Annotated in this window: 14 protein-coding genes; 7 read left to right on the forward strand and 7 right to left on the reverse strand. The window is 71.1% G+C overall.

Annotated features, from left to right (window positions below):
* Window positions 1-75 precede the first annotated feature (75 nt).
* Window positions 76-963 (reverse strand): universal stress protein, encoded by an 888-nt coding sequence (locus ACWD4G_RS20770; protein ID WP_451295431.1) that lies wholly within the window; start codon window positions 961-963, stop codon window positions 76-78.
* 190 nt (window positions 964-1,153) lie between these two features.
* The gene (locus ACWD4G_RS20775) at window positions 1,154-1,780 is read right to left on the reverse strand and encodes a class I SAM-dependent methyltransferase (protein ID WP_451295433.1); all 627 of its coding nucleotides are present in this window, start codon (window positions 1,778-1,780) and stop codon (window positions 1,154-1,156) included.
* 266 nt (window positions 1,781-2,046) lie between these two features.
* Here ACWD4G_RS20775 and ACWD4G_RS20780 point away from each other — a divergent pair, with 266 nt between their 5' ends.
* Together ACWD4G_RS20780 and ACWD4G_RS20785 are read left to right on the forward strand one after the other, a co-directional pair.
* Complete coding sequence (locus ACWD4G_RS20780; RefSeq protein WP_451295435.1) at window positions 2,047-2,760, forward strand: GntR family transcriptional regulator; 714 nt, start codon at window positions 2,047-2,049, stop codon at window positions 2,758-2,760.
* A 37-nt stretch (window positions 2,761-2,797) separates the two neighbouring features.
* A complete protein-coding gene (locus ACWD4G_RS20785) occupies window positions 2,798-3,964 on the forward strand; it encodes an NAD(P)/FAD-dependent oxidoreductase (RefSeq protein ID WP_451295437.1) in 1,167 nt (388 codons plus the stop codon).
* Window positions 3,965-4,011: 47 nt separating this feature from the next.
* On the opposite strand, the gene ACWD4G_RS20790 is transcribed toward ACWD4G_RS20785, so the two are convergent.
* Complete coding sequence (locus ACWD4G_RS20790) at window positions 4,012-4,737, reverse strand: helix-turn-helix domain-containing protein (protein ID WP_451295439.1); 726 nt, start codon at window positions 4,735-4,737, stop codon at window positions 4,012-4,014.
* Between the two features lie 233 nt (window positions 4,738-4,970).
* Here ACWD4G_RS20790 and ACWD4G_RS20795 point away from each other — a divergent pair, with 233 nt between their 5' ends.
* Window positions 4,971-6,200 (forward strand): serine hydrolase domain-containing protein, encoded by a 1,230-nt coding sequence (locus ACWD4G_RS20795; RefSeq protein ID WP_451295441.1) that lies wholly within the window; start codon window positions 4,971-4,973, stop codon window positions 6,198-6,200.
* Between the two features lie 93 nt (window positions 6,201-6,293).
* Here ACWD4G_RS20795 and ACWD4G_RS20800 read toward each other — a convergent pair whose 3' ends face one another.
* Together ACWD4G_RS20800 and ACWD4G_RS20805 are read right to left on the reverse strand one after the other, a co-directional pair.
* Window positions 6,294-7,772 carry a DUF1996 domain-containing protein gene (locus tag ACWD4G_RS20800; protein ID WP_451295443.1) on the reverse strand — a complete coding sequence of 493 codons (1,479 nt, stop codon included), beginning with the start codon at window positions 7,770-7,772 and terminating at the stop codon, window positions 6,294-6,296.
* A 210-nt stretch (window positions 7,773-7,982) separates the two neighbouring features.
* Window positions 7,983-9,362, reverse strand: coding sequence for a DUF5685 family protein (locus tag ACWD4G_RS20805; RefSeq protein WP_451295445.1), 1,380 nt, complete (start codon window positions 9,360-9,362; stop codon window positions 7,983-7,985).
* Window positions 9,363-9,594: 232 nt separating this feature from the next.
* Here ACWD4G_RS20805 and ACWD4G_RS20810 point away from each other — a divergent pair, with 232 nt between their 5' ends.
* Window positions 9,595-10,557 (forward strand): hypothetical protein, encoded by a 963-nt coding sequence (locus ACWD4G_RS20810; RefSeq protein ID WP_451295447.1) that lies wholly within the window; start codon window positions 9,595-9,597, stop codon window positions 10,555-10,557.
* A gap of 116 nt (window positions 10,558-10,673) precedes the next feature.
* Here the strand turns inward: ACWD4G_RS20810 and ACWD4G_RS20815 are convergent, their stop codons facing one another.
* The gene (locus tag ACWD4G_RS20815) at window positions 10,674-11,336 is read right to left on the reverse strand and encodes an RICIN domain-containing protein (RefSeq protein ID WP_451295449.1); all 663 of its coding nucleotides are present in this window, start codon (window positions 11,334-11,336) and stop codon (window positions 10,674-10,676) included.
* A 207-nt stretch (window positions 11,337-11,543) separates the two neighbouring features.
* Here ACWD4G_RS20815 and ACWD4G_RS20820 point away from each other — a divergent pair, with 207 nt between their 5' ends.
* Together ACWD4G_RS20820 and ACWD4G_RS20825 are read left to right on the forward strand one after the other, a co-directional pair.
* On the forward strand, window positions 11,544-13,163 hold the full coding sequence (locus ACWD4G_RS20820; protein WP_451295451.1) for a protein kinase domain-containing protein: 1,620 nt from the start codon (window positions 11,544-11,546) through the stop codon (window positions 13,161-13,163).
* An 83-nt stretch (window positions 13,164-13,246) separates the two neighbouring features.
* Window positions 13,247-15,139 (forward strand): SMI1/KNR4 family protein, encoded by a 1,893-nt coding sequence (locus tag ACWD4G_RS20825; RefSeq protein WP_451295453.1) that lies wholly within the window; start codon window positions 13,247-13,249, stop codon window positions 15,137-15,139.
* 4 nt (window positions 15,140-15,143) lie between these two features.
* Here the strand turns inward: ACWD4G_RS20825 and ACWD4G_RS20830 are convergent, their stop codons facing one another.
* Window positions 15,144-16,058: a LysR family transcriptional regulator gene (locus ACWD4G_RS20830; RefSeq protein WP_451295455.1), complete on the reverse strand. Its 915-nt coding sequence runs from the start codon at window positions 16,056-16,058 to the stop codon at window positions 15,144-15,146.
* Between the two features lie 262 nt (window positions 16,059-16,320).
* Here ACWD4G_RS20830 and ACWD4G_RS20835 point away from each other — a divergent pair, with 262 nt between their 5' ends.
* A complete protein-coding gene (locus ACWD4G_RS20835; RefSeq protein WP_451295457.1) occupies window positions 16,321-18,609 on the forward strand; it encodes an FdhF/YdeP family oxidoreductase in 2,289 nt (762 codons plus the stop codon).
* Window positions 18,610-18,772: the final 163 nt, after the last annotated feature.

Below are 18,772 nucleotides of genomic sequence, written 5' to 3' on the forward strand. Positions count from 1 at the left end.
TTCGAAGTCTTCTTCGGCTGGCCTTCTCCGTGGCCCCTCCGCCCCGGCCCTTCTCGGCCGGCTCTCTCTCCGCCGTCACCCGGTGTGCGGTATGACGGCCACCGGGCAGCGGGTGTGGTGCAGTACGGCGTGGGTCACCGGCCCCAGTCGGCCCTCGGCGGCCTGCGGGTCGCTGCGACGGCCCACGACCAGCAGGTCCGGCTCGTGGGAGGCGTTCAGCAGCGCTTGTGCGGGGTGGAGGAGGACGACGTCGGTGCGGACGGTCACCTCCGGGTACTTGTCCTGCCATGGGCGCAGGGCGTCGGCCGCCCGGAGGACTTCCTGGTCCTCCCAGGTGGCACGGTCCTCCTCGGTGACGAAGAGCCTCTGCGGGGAGACGGACTCGGCGGGAAGGGTCCACGCCTGTACGGCACGCAGTGGCGCCCGGCGGGCCTCGGCGGACGCGAACGCGAAGTCCGCCACCTCGCCGACGGGACGGTGGGCGTCGAAACCCATGACGACCCGGGCCGCGCGGGCCGTGCCCGTCCCGGCCTCGAAGCCGCCGAGCGGCTGCCGGGGCACCAGCACGACGGGGCAGACGGCGGCCGCGGCGGTGCGAAGGGCGATCGAGCCGACCGCCAGTCCGTCGAAGCCGCCCGAGCCCCGGGTGCCGACCACGAGGAGCCCGGCACCGGCCGCCGCGGCGAGGAGTGCCGTGGCCGGGGCCTCGGCGGTCTGTTCGCCCCGCACCGGCAGGTCCGAGTAGCGGGCTCCGAGATCGGTGATCGCCCGCTGGAGCACACGCTCTCCGACACGGTGCAGCGTCTTGGCGGCCTGGTCCGGGACGGCATCGCCCGGAAGGGGCGGGGAGGCGTGCACGAGACGCAGCGGGACCCCTCGCACGACCGCTTCCCGCGCCGCCCAGTCGGCCGCGGCCAGGCTGCGCTCCGATCCGTCGACGCCCGCCAGCACAGGGTGACTCATCGCGTCCTCCTCGGCCCGCCGCCGGCCTCAGCGGGCCCGTCCCGTGTCGGCGTCGGCTCGGTCCCGCTTCCACTGTTCCACGGCGGGCACCCGAGGGTCCTGACGAGCCCGCGCCACGCCACGGTGCCGTCGCCGGCGCGGGAACGTCCCCACGCACTCGCCACTCATGTGGTGTGCGGGAGTGCACGACTCATGCGGTGGTGCGGGAGTGCACGCTGACGGCATAGCCGCAGCCCTCCTGGTAGGGATCTCCGCTCCAGGTGGCGTAGCGCTGCCTCAGGGCCAGTCCGGCCCGGGTGCACCAGTCATCGAACTGGGCCAGGGTCACCGGCGGTTCCGGCAGCGGCAGGTGTGCCGCGTCCAGGCCCATGCCCGTGACCAGCAGTCCGCCGGGGCGCAGTACGGCGGCCAGTTGCCGGACGACGGCCGGCTCGGTGCCGGGGGCCAGCAGCGGGATGACGTTTCCGGCGGCGAGCACCAGGTCGAAGCCCGGTTCCAGGCCAAGGGTGTCCAGGCGGGCCAGGTCGCCGAGGAGCCACTCCTGTGCGGGGGCGTCACGGCGGGCGACGGCGAGCATCGAGGGGTCGATGTCCACGCCGGTGCAGGAGTGGCCCAGCTCGGCGAGCCGGATCGCGACGCGTCCGGTGCCACAGCCCGCGTCGAGAATCCGGGCGGCGGGCTTCAGCAGCGCGTCGCAGAAGGTGGCCTCGCCGTGGATGTCGTGGCCCGATGCGGCGAGCCGTGCGAATCGCCGAGCGTATTCCTCCCCGGCCTGTCCGCCGGTGAGTTCCGCCCAACGGTCGCGTTGCCCGGTCATGTTCAGCACACCTTCCGGTCAGCCCCCGTCACACCGTCACGGCCCTGGTCGTCGCCGTCGCGGCCACGGCCCGGGCCAGCAGGATCTTACTGGTCGGGGGTGCGACCAGCCTGTTGCCCAAGAGCCTTGCCCAGCCAATTGACCGGTCAATTGATTAATTGTACGGTCTATAGAACCACCGTACGCCGCCGGCAGACGGATACCGAAGAACTGGCAACTGGCAGGTCAGCTCGTTCTCGCCGGTTCGTTGCAGGGACGGGTTGGACATGAGCGCGCCGCTTTACGTACAGATCAGACGAGAGATCGAAACGAAGATCCGGGCCGGGGAGCTGCCTCCGGGCACGCGGCTGCCGGCCGAGAAGGATCTCGCCGTCCAGTACGGCGTCAGCCGTGCCACGGCCCAGCGTGTCCTCAACGACCTGGCGGAGGCCGGACTGGCGATCCGCCGGCGGCGGCACGGAACGTTCGTCGCGGATGTGGCGCGGCAGATCAACCTGCTCAACTTCGTCACCCCCTCGGTAGCCGCCAAGGGCACACCGGGCAGGCACGAGGTCGTTTCCGCGCGGATCGTCAGGGCCGCCGACGCCGTCCTGGCCCTGCCCGGCGCCGCCGCCGACACGGCCGTGGTGGAGCTGGTCCGCCGCAAGCTGAACGTGCGTGAGGAGCCGCAGTCGGTCGAGCGGCACGTCGTGCTCTTCTCGGCCGCTCCCGACCTGCTGGGCGAGAACCTCGAAGACCTCGTCACCCTCCCGTATCTGCAGCGCGGAGGCGTACCGATCGACGCGATCCGGCTCTATCTCGACCCGGTGACCCTCGGCGAGCACGACGCCGCGCTGCTGCACAGCGAGATCGGAACTCCGGCGCTGATGAGGCGCAGGGAGTTGCGTGCCGCCGACGCGACCACCGTCGAGGTGGTCACGACCCTCGTCCGTCCCGGAACCGCCGAGTTCTTCCTGGAGCTTCCGGTGCCGGCCATGTGAGCAACGTGTCGCTTTTCGGAAAGGGGATGCGCACACAATGAAGGTCATCATCATCGGTGCCGGTGTGCTGGGCGTGAGCGTCGCGAGACAGCTCGCCGTCGCCGGCGAGGACGTGCTCCTGCTCGATCAGCGGGGAGCCGGTACCGGTACGTCCTCGACCACGTTCGCCTGGACCAACTCCAGCCGGAAGCCCGACCCCGCCTACCACCGGCTGAACCTCGCGGGGATGGAGGAGCACGCCAGGCTGGCCGAGCGACTGCCCGGCGCACCGTCCTACTTCCCCAGCGGCGCGCTGCAGTGGGCGGACGCCGCGAACGAGCAGCGGCTCGCCGACAACGTGGCACGGCTGTGCTCCGTCGGCTACCCCGCGCGGTGGGTCACGCCCGACGAAGCGGGGCGGCTCGCGGGCGACCTCCGCGTTCCGGCGAGCATCACGTCCATCGCGCACTTCCCCAGCGAGGGATACGTTCTGCCGGAACTCTTCGTGCGGAACCTGCTGACGGATGCCCAGCGGCACGGCGCCGCCCATGTGATCGGCGAGGTCGAGGCCATCGACGACGGGTCCGACGCGGTGGCCGTCACCCTGGCCGGTGGCGGGGTCCACAAGGGCGATCGCGTCGTCCTGGCGGCAGGCCGCTGGACACAAGGGCTCGCCGCGCGGGCCGGGATCGACGTTCCCATGGTGACGGACACCGGCCGCGGAGCCCAGACGGTCGGCCTGCTCGGATACGCCAGGTCCCCTCTCCTCGACCTGCGCTGTGTGATCCACAGCCCCGGCCTCAATCTCCGCCCCGGGGCCGACGGGCAGACGGTCCTGCAGGCCCTCGATCTGAACGCCGACGTCGATCCGGCGAACCCCCCGTCGATCGACGGGGAAATCGCGAGCACCCTCGCCCGACGGTTCTCCGCGCTGCTGCCCGAGCCCGGCCGGGCACCGGAGATCGGCCTGCGGGTCGGCCTGCGGTCACTGCCCGCGGACGGCCACACCGTCGCCGGCTACGCCTCCGCGCGGTCCCGCGTCTACTGCCTGGTCTCGCACAGCGGGGTCACCCTGGCTCCGATTCTGGGCCGCCTGGCCGCCGCCGAACTCACCACCGACCGGGCACAGGACCTTCTCGATGCCTTCCGGCCCACCCGGTTCACCGGCGTACCGCGCTCGGACATCGAGGTGGACCAGCGCGCCACCGGTCTGGGCGAGCAGTAGCCGACAGCCCTCCACCGTGACGTACGGGAGGGGAAGTCGATCCGTCATCACTGTGGTCCGGCGTTCCGGGCGGCTTGGGTCCGCCGCCACTGTTCCATGACCTTCAGCAGGGACTCGTTCACGAGGAGGAGGAACTCGGCGGAGGCGGCGAAGCGGGCGCCGGCCGGGGTCGTGGCTCCCAGGACTTCGGTGGCGCGCTGCGACGCGGCCGCCAGATCGTCGTTCGACTTCACCGCCGCGAGGACGGACCGGACCCAGACCTCGTCGTCGATGACATAGCGTTCGCGGCGGCCGCCGGGAGTTCGTTGCCGCTTGAGCAGTCCCTGCTGTTCGAGGAAGGTGACGGCGTGCGAGACGGACGCCGGGCTGACGCGAAGCCGCTGGACCAGGTCGACGGCGGTGAGGGTGCCCGAGTCGGCGATCAACAGGCAGGCCAGCACCCGGGCCATCATCCGGGGCAGGCCCTGCTGTTCGAGCAGAGTGGTGAAGAACTCCGTGAAGTCCTGGACCGCTTGAGGGTCTCGGCCGTGCCCGCCGTCGGGGATCGGCGGGGCTTGGGGCGGCTCCCGCCGGGGTCGGCGGGCGCGATGCCGTGTGGCCTCGTGCGCCTGGTCCGCCCGGTAGCCGTCGGGGCCGCCGTTCCGGGTGACCTCGCGCATGACGGTCGAGGAGGGGCGCCCCAGGCGGCGGCCGATCTCCGTGTAGCCGAGCCCCTCGGCCAGTCCCTCGGCGATCTGCCGACGCTCCTCATGGGTGAGTCTGCCTCCGGGCATCGGTGCTCGTCCCCTCTCCGCACGGCATGCGTTCATTCGCAGCGCCATTGCAATCCTAGCCCTCATCGTCTATTGCGTTCAGCGTCAGCATCATTGCAATTCTGGTCTCAACTCCCCTGATTCTGCTGCAATATGACCTCTCCTCAATCTTTGACGGATCAGTAAACGCAATGTAGCCTCGCATGCGTTCAGCAATTGTTGAATATAGGTGACCGTACGCATGGGGGTTCGCGATGGGGAACGGGAACGGCGGCTTCTCCGACAGAGGGCTGCGCCGACTGCGCGAGGTGCTGGCACGACCTGTCGAGTCCGGGAGGATTCCGGGGCTCGTCGCCCTGGTCGGCCGGGGCGACGAGACACACGTCGAGGCGATCGGCGCCATGAGCCGTGACGGCGGTGCTCCGATGCGCCGGGACACGATCTTCCGGATGGCGTCCACGTCCAAGCCGGTGACGGTCGCGGCGACGATGGTCCTGCTGGACGAGTGCCGTCTGCGCCTCGACGACCCGGTGGAGTCATGGCTGCCGGAACTGGCCGACCGTCAGGTGCTGATGCGGATCGACGGCCCGCTGGACGACACGGTGCCGGCGCGGCGGCCGATCACCGTACGGGACGTGCTGACGTCCACGTTCGGGCTCGGCATGGACATGATGTCGCTGGGCACTCCGATCATGAACGCGGTCTTCGAGCAGGGGCTCACGCCCAATCTGCCGGAGCCGATGCCCGAGCCGGACGAGTGGATGCGCCGCCTGGGCGGGCTACCGCTCATGCACCAGCCCGGGGAGCGCTGGCAGTACCACATCAGCAACGACCTCCTCGGCGTGCTGGTGGCCAGGGTCACCGGCCAACCGTTCGAGACGTTCCTGCGGGAACGCGTCTTCGATCCGCTGGGGATGAAGGACACCGGCTTCCACGTACCCGACGACAAGATCGACCGGCTGCCGACGCTGTACGCCCCCGACCCGCAGACCGGAGAGTTCCTGGTGTGGGACGAGGCCAAGGGGGGACGGTGGAGCCGGCCTCCGGCGTTCCAGGGCGGCGGTGGCGGGCTGGTGTCCACCGTGGACGACTACCACGCCTACTTCCGGATGCTGCTCCATCACGGCCGCCACGGAAAGCAGCGGATTCTGTCCCGGCCCGCCGTCGAGCTGATGACCACCAACCGGCTCACTCCGGAGCAGAACGCCGCCCGGAACGCCCTGGCCGCCGACAGCGTTCATGTGTCGTTCGGCCAAGGGCAGCACGGCGGCTGGGGCTTCGGCATGGCGGCGCGCACCTACCGCGGCGACTACGCGCCCGTCGGCCAGTTCGGCTGGGACGGCGGCAGCGGAACGTCGACGTACGCCGACCCGGTCAACCAGGTCACCGGCATCCTGCTCACCCAGGTCGGGGCGTCCGTCCCGGACTCGGTGCGGCTCATGCACGACTTCTGGACCACGCTCTACCAGGCGATCGACGACTGACACCGCCCCGCGTCCCGCCGCGCCCGCGGCGGCCGGAGGACCATGACGGTGGGCGCCGTGAGCACGGCACCCACCGTCGGTCGGTACACGACCTCAGCTGCACTTACGTCCGGTGTTGATGCACTGGACCGCCTTGTTCATCAGCTTCGGGTCGAAGACGTTGATGAAGTCACCGTGGTCGGTGACCGGCTTGTGCTGCTGCTCGGGGAAGCTGTCCAGGGAGAAGAACGGCCGGGTCTTGCCGTTGTCCTTGATGCTGGGCGCGTCCACGTCGTACACCAGCCGCTGCACCAGCTGCGGGATGGCCTTGAAGCCGGCCGGGCAGTTGCCGCTCGCGTCGGCGAAGGCCACATGCGTACGGTGGTTGGCGCTGTCGATGTTCGTGCCGTCCCAGCAGCTCTGGAACTTGAAGGTGCGCACCACGTCGCGACCGGAGGGGCACAGGGGGTACTTGTCCTTCAGCTGCACCTTGTTCTCGAAGCCGGTGCAGCTCCAGGAGGCGTTGGCGTTGGCGGTGCCGTTGACGAACGCCTTGGCGTCACCGGTGATGATGCGCAGGAACTTGGGCATCGCCACCACCTTGCCGCGGGGGCTGCCCACGAAGTTCAAGGTGGCCTGCTTGGCCGTCAGAATCCGGCCCGTGTTGCCCTCGGCGCCGCCGCCCTGCTGGTCGGCGTCGAACTCCTTGGTGCCGTCCTGCAGCCGCAGCACCGGCCAGTAGTAGGACGACTTGTCGCCCTTGTTCTTGCAGCTGGTCTGGGCCTTGGCGAAGTCCTGGTCGCTGGAGAAGGCGTCGTTGTCCTGGTTGCCGACGTAGTCGTGCATGTGGTGCGCGCCGTTGGTGACACCGGGGGCGACGATGACGTTGTCGCTGTTGTACAGCTTGTTGGCGTTCACCCCGCACTTGCTGACGAAGACGCCCTTCGACGCCTTCCCCGACCTGGCGGGCGTGCGGACATTGGGCTTCACCTTGGTGATGTCCACGAAGTCGGCGGCGACGGGGCCGTTGCCGGTGCTTCCCGCGTTGGTGTTGTCGCCGCCCTGGTCGTTGCCCTGGTTGTTGCCGCCGCCCTGACCGGGGGTGGGCTGGCTGCCGGTGGCGCGCAGTGTGCACGGCGCCAACGCGTCGAGGCCCTGCGGCTTGGCTGCCACACGGCCGATGGCGGTGGCGATCCGGTCGATGGTCGCCTTTCGCTTGTCCTTCAGGGGGCCCACGATCGCGTTCTGCGCGAAGTTGGGGTCCTGCTGAATCGCCTTCTGGGAGGTGGAGAGGCGCTGGTACGCCTCGGATATCTGCTTGTCGAGAAGTGCCAGTTCCTTGTCGACCTGGGCCTTGGCCTGGGCCGGCACGGATGTCAGCTTCTGGCCGACATCGGGGCAGTCGATGGTGGACGTTCCGGCCGCGAGCGCCTGCTTCTGGGCAGAGCCCTTCGTCCCGCTCGTCCCGCTCGTTTCACCGGCCGAGGCGTAGATGTTGACCGCCACCAGTCCGCCGGCCCCTATGGCCACCGCGGCCACCGCGCCCACTGTCCGGCGGGCGGTGTTCGATCTCTTTCGCGTGCTGCGTCTCATCGGGCCTCTCAAGGACATCTCCGGGGCCGGCAGGCTCCCGGCATTGGATCAAGCGCGCCCTCACATACGGATCTGCACACCGAATGCTCAGCGAATTCCCAGATTTGTAGAATCCTCCAGGCGCAAATGGTCCATGAGGGCCCAATTCGCACGGGGTCGGTCGACCCGGCACGGGGTCGGCCGACGGGACCCGCCGGGCTCGTACGGGGTTCAGTCGCAGCAGTCGCAGCACTTGCACGGGTTGCAGCAGCCGCCGTCACCGCAGCCGCAGCCGTCGCCCGAGCCTCCGCCGGAACCACCGGAACCACGACCACCGCCGCCCGAACCGCTGGAACCGCCGTAGGAGCCGCCCGAGTTGCCGCCGCCCTGGCCGCCGGACCAGCCGTCGCCCCCGCCGCCGTCCCGGCCGGAGCCGTCGCGACCCGAGCCGCTGTTGCCGTTGCCGTTGCCGTTGCCGAACTCGAAGGGCTCCGCGTCGCCCTCTTCGCAGGCGCAGCAGTCGAAGCACGACTCGCAGGTGGCGCACAACCGGCGCCACCGGCCGCAGCGTCGGCACTGCCCCTCCTCCGGCCGACGCGACGCCGTCGGGGCGCCCTCCCCGACCGCGCCCGCGAGCGCCTCGACGCCACAGGCCGTGCCGGTCCCCGAGGGCGCCTTCGTCGCCGTACGACGTCCCGGCCAGGGCAGCGTGAACGGGGTCCGTCCCTGGTGGCGGTGCTGGTGGTGGGGGTGGGGGTGGGGCGAGAAGACTCGGTCGACGGCACGTTCCAACTCTGCGCCCAGAAGCGCCCGTACCAGCCGTCCGTCGACGAACTCGGCGTCGGACAGGGCGAGTCGGATGCCATGGACGGCGTCGTCGCAGAGCCGGCGCACCTCGGCGCGGTCCACGCCGGTCACGGCGATCGGGTTCCAGGCGCCGGACGCCTCGTCCGCGTCCAGATCCTCCACCGCGTCCAGCAGATGCGCCAGCCGACCGAACAGACGGCCGGCCTCCGCCAGCGGTTCGGCGTTGCCCGGGCGGTCGGCGAGGACCGCGGTGTGCGCGAAGGCGGCGGCGGTCGCCGTCTCCGTGGGCTCGGTGACCGTCAGCAGCGAGCCGCCCGGGCCGGTCGACCTCTCGATCTCCGACTGGCGTTCGACCGCGTCGAGCAGCACCGCCGTGTCGAAGCCGAGCCGTTCGCCGCCCACGGCACCCGCGCGGTCCCAGCCCCGGGCGATGCGTCGCGCCGCCAGGGTGACCGGGCGGCGCCCCAACAGGCCGTCGCCGTCGGCCACATGGTCACGTATCTTCGCCGCGGCCAGCACCAGCGACACCGTCGCCGCCAGCCGGGCGCCCTCGCCCTGCGCCACATCGGCCGACCGCATCCCGCGCAGTGGGCACGGACCGGCACCGCGCCGCCAGTCGCCGGTACGCTCCGACTGCGCCTCGGTCAGCACCGAGACGATCAGCCCGTCGTAGTTGGTGGCCACCCGCGCGAACTGCCCGTACTCGCCGCGCAGCGCCAGGCACAGTCCGCACAGATGCGCCATCCACTCGGTACGCAGGCCCTCGCCCAGCCGATGACGGCATGGCCTGATGATTCCGAACACCGAAACTCGCCCCCGTAGACACAGATGACAGGACCGCAGGCCACATCGACCGCAGGTCACGCCGACGACCTCGACCGACGTCGACACGCGGCCGACATCCTAGAAGATCAGTTCCCGAGGGTGTCCGGAAGGCCGGGAGCGGGGGCTCCAATCGGCCTCGGCGGACACCGTCGCCTGGCAGCATGTTCCGGTACCGACGCAGGTACGCCCCCAGGCCGGGCTGAACGAGGCCGTGGCGTTCGGGCCGGAGCGGGCGTGGGCGGTGGGTGCCGATGCCGTCGGCCGTGAGGCGCCCGGTTTCCCGCTGGTGCTGCGCTGGGACGGAACCTCGTGGCGGCGACAGAATCTGCCGGGGATCGGCTGGCAGGGAGAGCTGCTGTCCGTCGCCGGCTCACCGACCGCCGTCTGGGCGGTCGGCCGCGACTCGGCGGGCGGCGCCCGTCTGCTGCGTTTCGACGGCGGCGCCTGGTCCGAGAGCCGGCCGCCGAGTGGTGTCGCGCTGACCAGGGTCGTCGCCGGTGGCGGTGAGACCTGGCTGATCGGTTCGCGGGACGGCGTTCAGGTCCTGCTCCGCAGGGACGGGCGTGGCTGGCAGCAGGTGCCTGCGCCACCGGGGGCCGTGTACGGCCTGCACATCCTGGCGGCGGACGACGTCTGGGCGGCGGGCGAGACCAACTCGGGCGCGGCCGTGTCGCATTGGGACGGGCGGGCGTGGGAGCAGACGGTCGTGTACGGGTTCCCGCGGTCGGCCGTCGGCAGTGTGCTCGCGGTGTCGCCGACGGAGGTGTGGGCGGGCGGCACGGCCGGGTTCGTCGGCGGCCCGGTGGGGCGGCCGATTCCGCCGCTGCTGGTCCGCTTCGACGGGCAGGCGTGGAACAGGGTGACCGTGCCCACCGACTTCGGCGGGATCACCTCACTCACGTCCGACACGTCCGGCGCGCTGGGCTGGGTCGCGGTGGCCCGCTCGCAGAAGTGGGGCCCGCCGGGCAGCACTCCCCCGTGGGTCCCCGGGCCGGATTTCCTCGCCTGGGACGGGCAGTCGTTCACCGAGTACGGCGAGCCCGCGGTGGCCGGGGAGGGTGACTCCAGGACGCTGCGGCTGGCGCCGGTGCCGGGTACGACGACGGTGTGGTCGATCGGCCGCGCCGACGGCCCCGAGGGCACCTTCGCGCCGCGCATCCTGCGGTTCGGCTGAGACGACCGGTCCAGCGACGCGTCGCCGTGGATGAAGTCGAGTGCGGAGGGCGCCGGAGGGGAGCGGCGCGGTCTCGTCGAGCCGCGCCGCCCTGTCGCCGGTGGTTACGCCGCCGGTCAGCGCCAGGCCTGGTAGTGCTGCCAGTTGCAGCCGAAGGTGCGCAGGTTGCCCAGGCCCCCGTGGTCGTCGAGGCAGCGGCCGGTCGCCACGCTCTTGATCTGGATGGCGCCGCCCTCGTACGGGGCGACCTGCCACTTCTGGAAGTCGCTGTCGTTGCAGGCGAAGGTGCGCAGGTTGCCCAGGCCGCCGTGGTCGTCCAGACAACGCGCGGTGGCGACGTTCTTCAGGACGCGGGCGCTGCCCACGGTGAAGACCTCCCACTTCTGGAAGTCGGTGTTGTTGCAGGGGAAGGTGCGCAGGTTGCCGAGACCGCCGTGGTCGTCCAGACAGCGCTTGGTCGCGTCGTTCTGGAAGGTCTGGCGCGGCGCCGCGAGGGCCTGGCTCGTGCCGGACGGGTCAGCGGCGCCTCGGGGCGCGGCGTCCACCGTGGCGACGCCGGCCACGGTGATGGAGAGAAAGGTGAGCCCTGTGGCCAGCACGCGAGCCGTATGTGAGGACAGGGCAGTTCGTACGCGGGTCATGGATGGATCGATCCCTTCCGGGGCGAGGTGGGTCGGCTGCGGCGGCTGCGTGCCGTGCACAGCCGGGGCACCGTGCGTCGGGCCGTCGGCGGTCGCCGTCGGCGTCTCGTGATCCACCCTTTCGACCCGCGCTGTCATCCCGGTCACACCTTGGTCACTTCGCCCTCCGGCCGTGGCTCGGCCCGAGGCCGGAAGCTGGAGGCCCGCTTCTTTCCGCGTCAATTGCCCATATTCACACGGTAGTTGAGCGGCGTGTGGTGCACAGGTGCTCCGCTATGCTCGGCGCTTTCGAACGCACGACGGCCGACGGGCGCCCAGGCCGTCGGGAAGGAAACGTGAGAGCGCGTGACACCCGCAGATGGCGATCACCCGGTGGCGAGCCGTTCGCAAGGAGGCTCGGGACACGGCTCGGGACACGGCTCGGAACGCCACTCGGGACATGGCCCGGAATACGGCTCGGTACGGCTGATCGCCGGCCGGTATCGGCTCCACGACGTCCTCGGCAAGGGTGGCATGGGCACGGTCTGGCGGGCTCACGACCAGCTGCTGGACCGGCCGGTCGCCGCCAAGGAGCTGCACATCCTCACCGAGGGCGCCGAGGAGAACCGCGTCCGGCTGCGCCGCGCCGTCCGTGAGGCCCGCGCGGTCGCCCGGGTGCCGCATCCGCATGTGGTCGCGGTGCATGACCTGGTCGAGTCCGAGGACCGGTTGTGGATCGTCATGGAACTCGTCGAAGGGCCCTCACTCGCCCACCGGATCGCCGAGTCCGGACCGCTCAGCCCACAGCGGACCGCCGCCCTCGCACTGCAACTGGTCGACGCGCTGGACGCCGTGCACGCGGCCGGCGCCCTGCATCGGGACGTCAAACCCGCCAACGTACTGCTGCGCCCCAACGGCAACGCCGTCCTCACCGACTTCGGCATCGCGGCCCTGGACGACGGAGAGTTCCTGACCACCACCGGCGAACTCGTGGGCTCGCTGGAGTTCATGGCGCCCGAGCGGGTGACCGGAGCGGAGACCGGCACGCCCTCCGACCTGTGGTCGCTCGGCGCGACCCTCGCCACGGTGTGCGGCGGTCTGTCCCCCTTCCGCAGGCCGAGCGCGCCCGCGACGCTGCACGCGGTGGCGTACGAGGAACCGTTCCTGGCGGAGCGGCTCGGCCCGCTCCTGCCCGTTGTCGAGGCGCTGCTGCGCAAGTCGCCGGACGAACGCCCCTCGGCCGCCGCCACCCGTACCGCGCTGGGGCGTGTCGCGGCGGGCGAGGCGGACGCCGAGCCGTTGCCGCCGGCGACCGTGCGTGTGCCCCGGCCCGCGTCCCCGTTGGCGGAGGCGGACACGATGACCAGCGGTCAGCGGCGGCTCGTGGCTGCCGGGGGGAGCGACCCGACGGCGCGGCGCACCACGTCGCTCGGGCCCGCCCGGCCGCCGTCCCGCTCGGCCGTTTCGGCGGGCGGGAGACGGCTGGTGTGGGCACTCGCCGGTACGGCGGTCCTGGCTGCGGGTGTCGTGGGCGGGCTCTTCCTCACCGGGACGCTGCCGCCCGAGGAGAAACCGGCGACGACCACGACCAGTTGGACCGTCCAGTCGGCGACCGGCTGGCAGTCGATGGCCGGGGTGTCCGTCCAGCGGGGCGACAAGGTGACCGTGCGCTATGTCTCGGGCCAGTGGACGGCCGACTACCGGAACATGCCCACGACCGGGCCCGCCGGTTACGACGCCGCCACCGACAAGTTGCTGGACGGGGCGAAGAGTTGCAAGGTCAAGCCCGCGGCCCCGTTCGGCACGCTGCTGGCCCGCCTCGTGGGTGAGAAGAACTTCCCCGTCCACTCCGTCAAGCGGAAGACCTCGTTTCGGGCGTCTGGTGACGGCACCCTGCAACTGGGCATGAACGACGCCGCCGGTTCCTGCTCGCAGGACAACAAGGGCGCGATGAAGGTCCAGGTCAGCGTCACGCACCAGAGCTGACGGCAGCGCTCGGGGAGGAGCCGCGCGCTGGGGGCTCGGCGAGCGGCGGGGCGCTGTCAGTGGTGGGTGGCAGTATCGGGCGTATGACGGACACCACACCATTCGACTGGCGGTCCTTCCTGCTCAAGTGGAGCGGGGAGTGGGCGGATTGTCTGCCGGACGACGCGACACGGAGCGAGGACGACGAGCGCGCCCGGCAGGCGCGGTGGCTGGGGTTCCCGCCCGCGTCCGAGGAGCGGATCGCGGCCCTGGAGGAGCGCCTCGGCCGCCGGATGCCTCTGTCGTACCGGGAGTTCCTCAAGGTCAGCGACGGCTGGCGGCACGCGGGCGGGTTCGTGTGGCTGCTGGCGGGGACCGAGGACGCGCAGTGGCACGACAACAGGTCGGGACTCGCGGACATCTTCGAGGAGTATCTGGACGAGGACGCCGGGCCCGAGGAGCGGCGGGAGGTGGACCTGTGGCGGCGCGGGCTGCAACTCGACGTGGAGGCCGACGCCACCCATGTCCTGCTCGATCCCGAGGACGTCGGCGAGGACGGCGAGTGGGCCGTGTACACCTGGGCGAGCTGGCGTGCCGCGCCTCCCGAGCGGCACGCGAACTTCGTCGCGTTCATGCGGGAGATGTACCGCGAGTTCCACAGCCTGCGGGCGCGCGGAGGCGACGGGGAGCCGGAGTTCGTCAACGACACGACCCGTGAGCTGGACGCCCAGGTGGACCAGGCCCGGCTGGAGGCGCTGCGCGGCGGCTGGGAGCGGGCCGCGACGGCGCTGGCGGAGGCCCAGGGGTACGACAGGCCTCGGGCCGCCGGGCTGGGTGACCAGATACGCCGTCTGCTGGGGGAGACCTCCATGGTGTATTTCAAGGACCTGGTGACGGACCCCCGGTACGCGCCGGATCTGCTGCCGCCGCTGGTCGCCGAGCACGCGGCGCACTCGTACCGGGACGACTCCACGCTGACGTTCCATCTGCGGGGCGCCGACGACGAGGTGGTGTCCCTGGCGTACGCGACGCTGGATCAGGTGCGTGACGGCACGTACCGGTACGCGGCGGCCGGGGAGTTCGGGGGCGCGGTCGAGCGGGCGCGGGAGCTGGCGCGGTGGGGGGACACCGACGAGGCATGGCGGACGCTGAGGGACGCCGTGCCTCTGTGGGAGCCACTGGGCCCGGATCATCTGGCGCCGCTGGGGTGGCTGGCCGATCCCGTGCTCGGGCCGCTGCTGACCCCGGAGCGGGGCCGGGAGCTGCTGTCCGTGCCGAGGGGCGGGCGGACGGGTGTGGCGCCGGGGCCGACGGCCCGGCTCGATCCGGACGGCCTGGCGTGGCTCGCGGAGCCGGACCCGGGCAACAACCGCACGTCCTACCGGTTCGTCCTGGTGGAGGGCGTGGAGCCGGAGGAGCTGCCCGGACGCCTCGCGGACGGGGACGGGGCGGTGCTGAGCGCACCCCGGACCTTCTGGGAGGCGCGGCAGAGGGCGTTGGACGGCAAGAGGGAGTTCTCGTCCTTCGACGACCGGGCTCTCGTGGCGGTCGGGCGGGCCGGCGCCGACTGGAGTTTCGCCTTCGACGGCGATCCCGCCCCGTTCAACCGCGAGCGGTTCGTCTCCCTGGCCGCGGCCGCCGGGGCGGGTACCCGCGCGGTGGTGGTGTGGAGCGGCCTCAGGTCATGGCACGGGGAGCCGTACTTCCACCTCTCGGTGGCTCGGGACGGCATCGAGGAGTACGCGTTCACGTACGCGGGCGGAGAGGTGCGGCGGAGCGGGGAGATACCGGTGGCGCTGGACCCGACCCGGTTCTTCGATGGTCCGGAGGTCGGCGGGGAGGTGGAGCGGGCGCTGTTGGAAGCGGTGGCCGGGGAGTTCGGTGTCCGGCTGCCGCGTCACGCGATCGTGCGCGGGCGACTGCACACGTTCACCACCCGGTCCTGGACGCGGCCGCCCGGGATCGGGGAGACGTATTCGGTGATCCGGCTGGGTTGACGGGTCAGTCGGGCAGCCGTTCCAGCGTCGAGGCGATGTCGGCCCGGTCGGCGACGTCCAGGAGGGCCTGCCCGATCATGGAGACCGGTTCGCGGGCCGGGAGTACCAGGGCGATGCGCTCCGTGCGGACGGGGCGGACCAGTGGGACGGCGTGCATTCCGAGGGGGACGCCGAAGACGTGCAGCCAGGCGTGCGGCACGATGCTCGCCCATTGTCCGGCCCTGACCTGCGCGAACAGGGAGGCGATCGAGTCGGTCTCGACGCGCGGGGTCACGGAGACGCCGACGGTCTCGAAGACGGCGTCGAGGACCTGGCGACCCTGCATCACGGGGTGCAGCAGACAGAGCGGGTACTGGGCCGCCTCCTCCCAGGAGATCTCGTCCGGGCCGGAGCGGGGGGCGGAGCGCCGGGTCAGGAGGACATAGCGTTCCTGATAGAGGGGGACGAGCTTGAAGTCGTGTTCCACGACGGTGCGGTGGTAGGTGACGGCGGCGTCCAGTTCGTATGCCCGCAGCCGGTTGACGATGTCCTCGGACTGCAGGTCGGCGAAGACCTGGACGGTCGCGAGCGGGTTGGCGGCGCAGAACGGCTGGGTCAGCAGCGCGACGGCCGTGGAGGCGGTCGGGACGGTGCCGATGCGCAGCCGCCCGCTCAGCCCGGCCCGCAGTGCCTGGATCTCGCCCCGCATCGCGTCCCGGTCCGCGAGGATGCGCCGCGCCCACATCACGACGCGTTCGCCCTCCGGTGTGAAGCCCTCGAACCTGCGGCCCCGCTGCACCAGGGGGATGCCGAGTTCGTCCTCCAGCTTCCGGATGCCCTCGGAAAGGGTGGGCTGGGAGACGTAGCAGGCCTGGGCCGCCTTCGCGAAGTGGCGGGCGCGTGCGAGGGCGACGAGGTATTCGAGTTGGCGCAGCAGCACATGTCAATGATCCACCGTGTCCGGCGGTCCGGCCGGGCGGGCCCTCGCACGCCGCGTCGATCGGCGTGCGGCACTGATCGTGACGCGGGGCTGATCGGCGTGCGGCACTGATCTGCGTGCGGGGCTGATCGGCGTGCGGGGCTGATCGGCGTGCGGCCTTGATCGGCGTGGCCTGTCAGTCGATAGGAACTGCCGCTTTGACCTGGGGCGACGCGTCGGCGAAGAGTGTGCGTGGACACAAGCGGAGAGGGCGTGGTGCGCGGTGCGGGACTTCGACGAGCCGGATGAGGGCGAGTTGTCGGTGACGGCTCCCAAGACCTGGGCCACCGGCGCCCCCGCTGTCGTCCACGCCCTGAAGTACGCGCTGGGCCAGACCTCGCCGAAGCGCACCGCGCTGACCCTGCTCAACATCAACCAGGCGAAGGGCTTCGACTGCCCGGGGTGCGCCTGGCCCGAGCCCGCGCCGGGGCAGCGGCATCGTAACGAGTACTGCGAGAACGGCGCCAAGCACATCAGCGACGAGGCGACCTCGCGGCGGGTCACCGCCGACTTCTTCCGGCAGACTTCCGTGGACGAGCTGAGCCGCCGCTCCGACTACTGGCTCAACCAGCAGGGCCGGCTGACCGAGCCGATGGTGCTGCGCGAGGGCGCGACCCACTACGAGCCGATCGGCTGGGACGAGGCCCTGGACCTCCTCGCCGACGAACTGCGCGCCCTGGACGACCCGAACGAGGCGCTGTTCTACACCTCCGGCCGGCTCGCCAACGAACCGGCCTTCCTGCTCCAGCTGTTCGCGCGGGCCTTCGGCACCAACAATCTGCCGGACTGCTCCAACATGTGCCACGAGTCCAGTGGTTCGGCACTGAACGAGACCCTCGGCATCGGCAAGGGCAGCGTCAGCCTCGACGATCTCCACGACTCCGATCTCGTCTTCGTCGTCGGCCAGAACCCCGGCACCAACCACCCCCGTATGCTCTCGGCGCTGGAGGAGACCAAGCGGCGGGGCGGCAAGGTCGTCGCCGTCAACCCGCTGCCCGAGGCGGGGCTGCTCCGTTTCAAGCACCCGCAGAAGGCACGTGGCGTGATCGGCCGTGGCACGGAGATCGCCGACCAGTTCCTGCAGATACGGCCCGGCGGGGACCTCGCCCTGTTCCAGGCGCTGAATCTGCTGCTGGTCGAGGCGGAGGACAAGGAGCCGGGCACGGTCCTGGACCGCGCGTTCATCGAGGCGCACACCAGCGGATACGACGCCTTCGTCGAGCACATCCGCGGCACCTCGTGGGACGCCGTGCTGGACGCCACCGGGCTGAGCCGCGACGAGATCGAGCAGGTGCACGAGCGAGTCCTCAAGAGCCGCAGTGTCATCGTCTGCTGGGCCATGGGACTGACCCAGCACAAGCACGGCGTGCCCACCATCCGCGAGGTCGTCAACTTCCTTCTGCTGCGCGGCAACATCGGCCGGCCCGGAGCGGGTGTGTGTCCGGTGCGCGGGCACAGCAATGTCCAGGGCGACCGCACGATGGGGATCTGGGAGCGGATGCCCCGGGCGTTCCTCGACCGGCTGGGCCGGGAGTTCGCGTTCACCGCGCCGACGGCCCACGGGCTGGACTCCGTCGACTCCATCCGGGCCATGCGCGACGGCTACGCCAAGGTCTTCGTCGGGGTCGCGGGAAACTTCGTCCGCGCGACCCCCGACAGCGACGTCACCGAGGCCGCGCTGCGCAACTGCCGTCTGACCGCGCACATCTCGACCAAGCTCAACCGCTCCCACGCCGTGTGCGGACGCACGGCGCTGATCCTGCCCACCCTCGGCCGCAGCGACCGTGACATCCAGGCGGGCGGCGAGCAGTTCATGACGGTCGAGGACTCCATGAGCGAGGTCCACGCCACCCGGGGACGCCTCGACCCCGCGTCCGAGCATCTGCTGAGCGAGGTGTCCATCATCACCCGCCTCGCCCGCAAGGTGCTGGGCGCCGAACCGGACATCCCCTGGGCGGACTTCGAGGCCGACTACGACCTCGTACGCGACCGTATCTCCCGGGTCGTCGAGGGCTTCCAGGATTTCAACGAGCGGGTACGGCGGCCGGGCGGCTTCCGGCTGCCCAACCCCGTCAACTCCCGGGTGTTCCGCACCGCCGGCGGCAAGGCCGTCTTCAGCGTCAACGACTTCACGATGCTCCAGGCAGCGAAGGGCCATCTGGTCCTGCAGACCCTGCGCTCGCACGACCAGTGGAACACCATCCCGTACGCGATGGACGACCGTTACCGTGGCATCAAGGGCGGCCGGCGCGTCGTCCTCGTCAACCCGGCCGATCTCACCGAACTCGGCCTCGCGGACGGCGATCTCGTCGACCTGGTCAGCGTCTGGTCCGACGGCACGGAACGCCGCGCCGACGCCTTCCGTGTCGTCGGCTACTCCACTCCCCCGGGTTCGGCCGCCGCCTACTACCCGGAGACCAATGTCCTGGTCCCCCTCGACAGCGTGGCGGACATCAGCAACACCCCCACGTCGAAGGCCGTGATCATCCGCCTGGAGCCGGCCGCCGCGTGAGCGACAAGCGACAAGCGACAAGGTGACGCTCTACTGAGATTTTTCGCGACGCGAAGATAATGTGTCACGTTGGAGGGCTTCGGATTTCCGTGTCCCGGAGGCCGGATACGCTGAGGACGTCGGTGTCCCACGAGGTCGCGGGGGGCATCGGGCGGGCGGCGGT

The sequence above is a fragment of the Streptomyces sp. NPDC002643 genome, assembly GCF_053592555.1.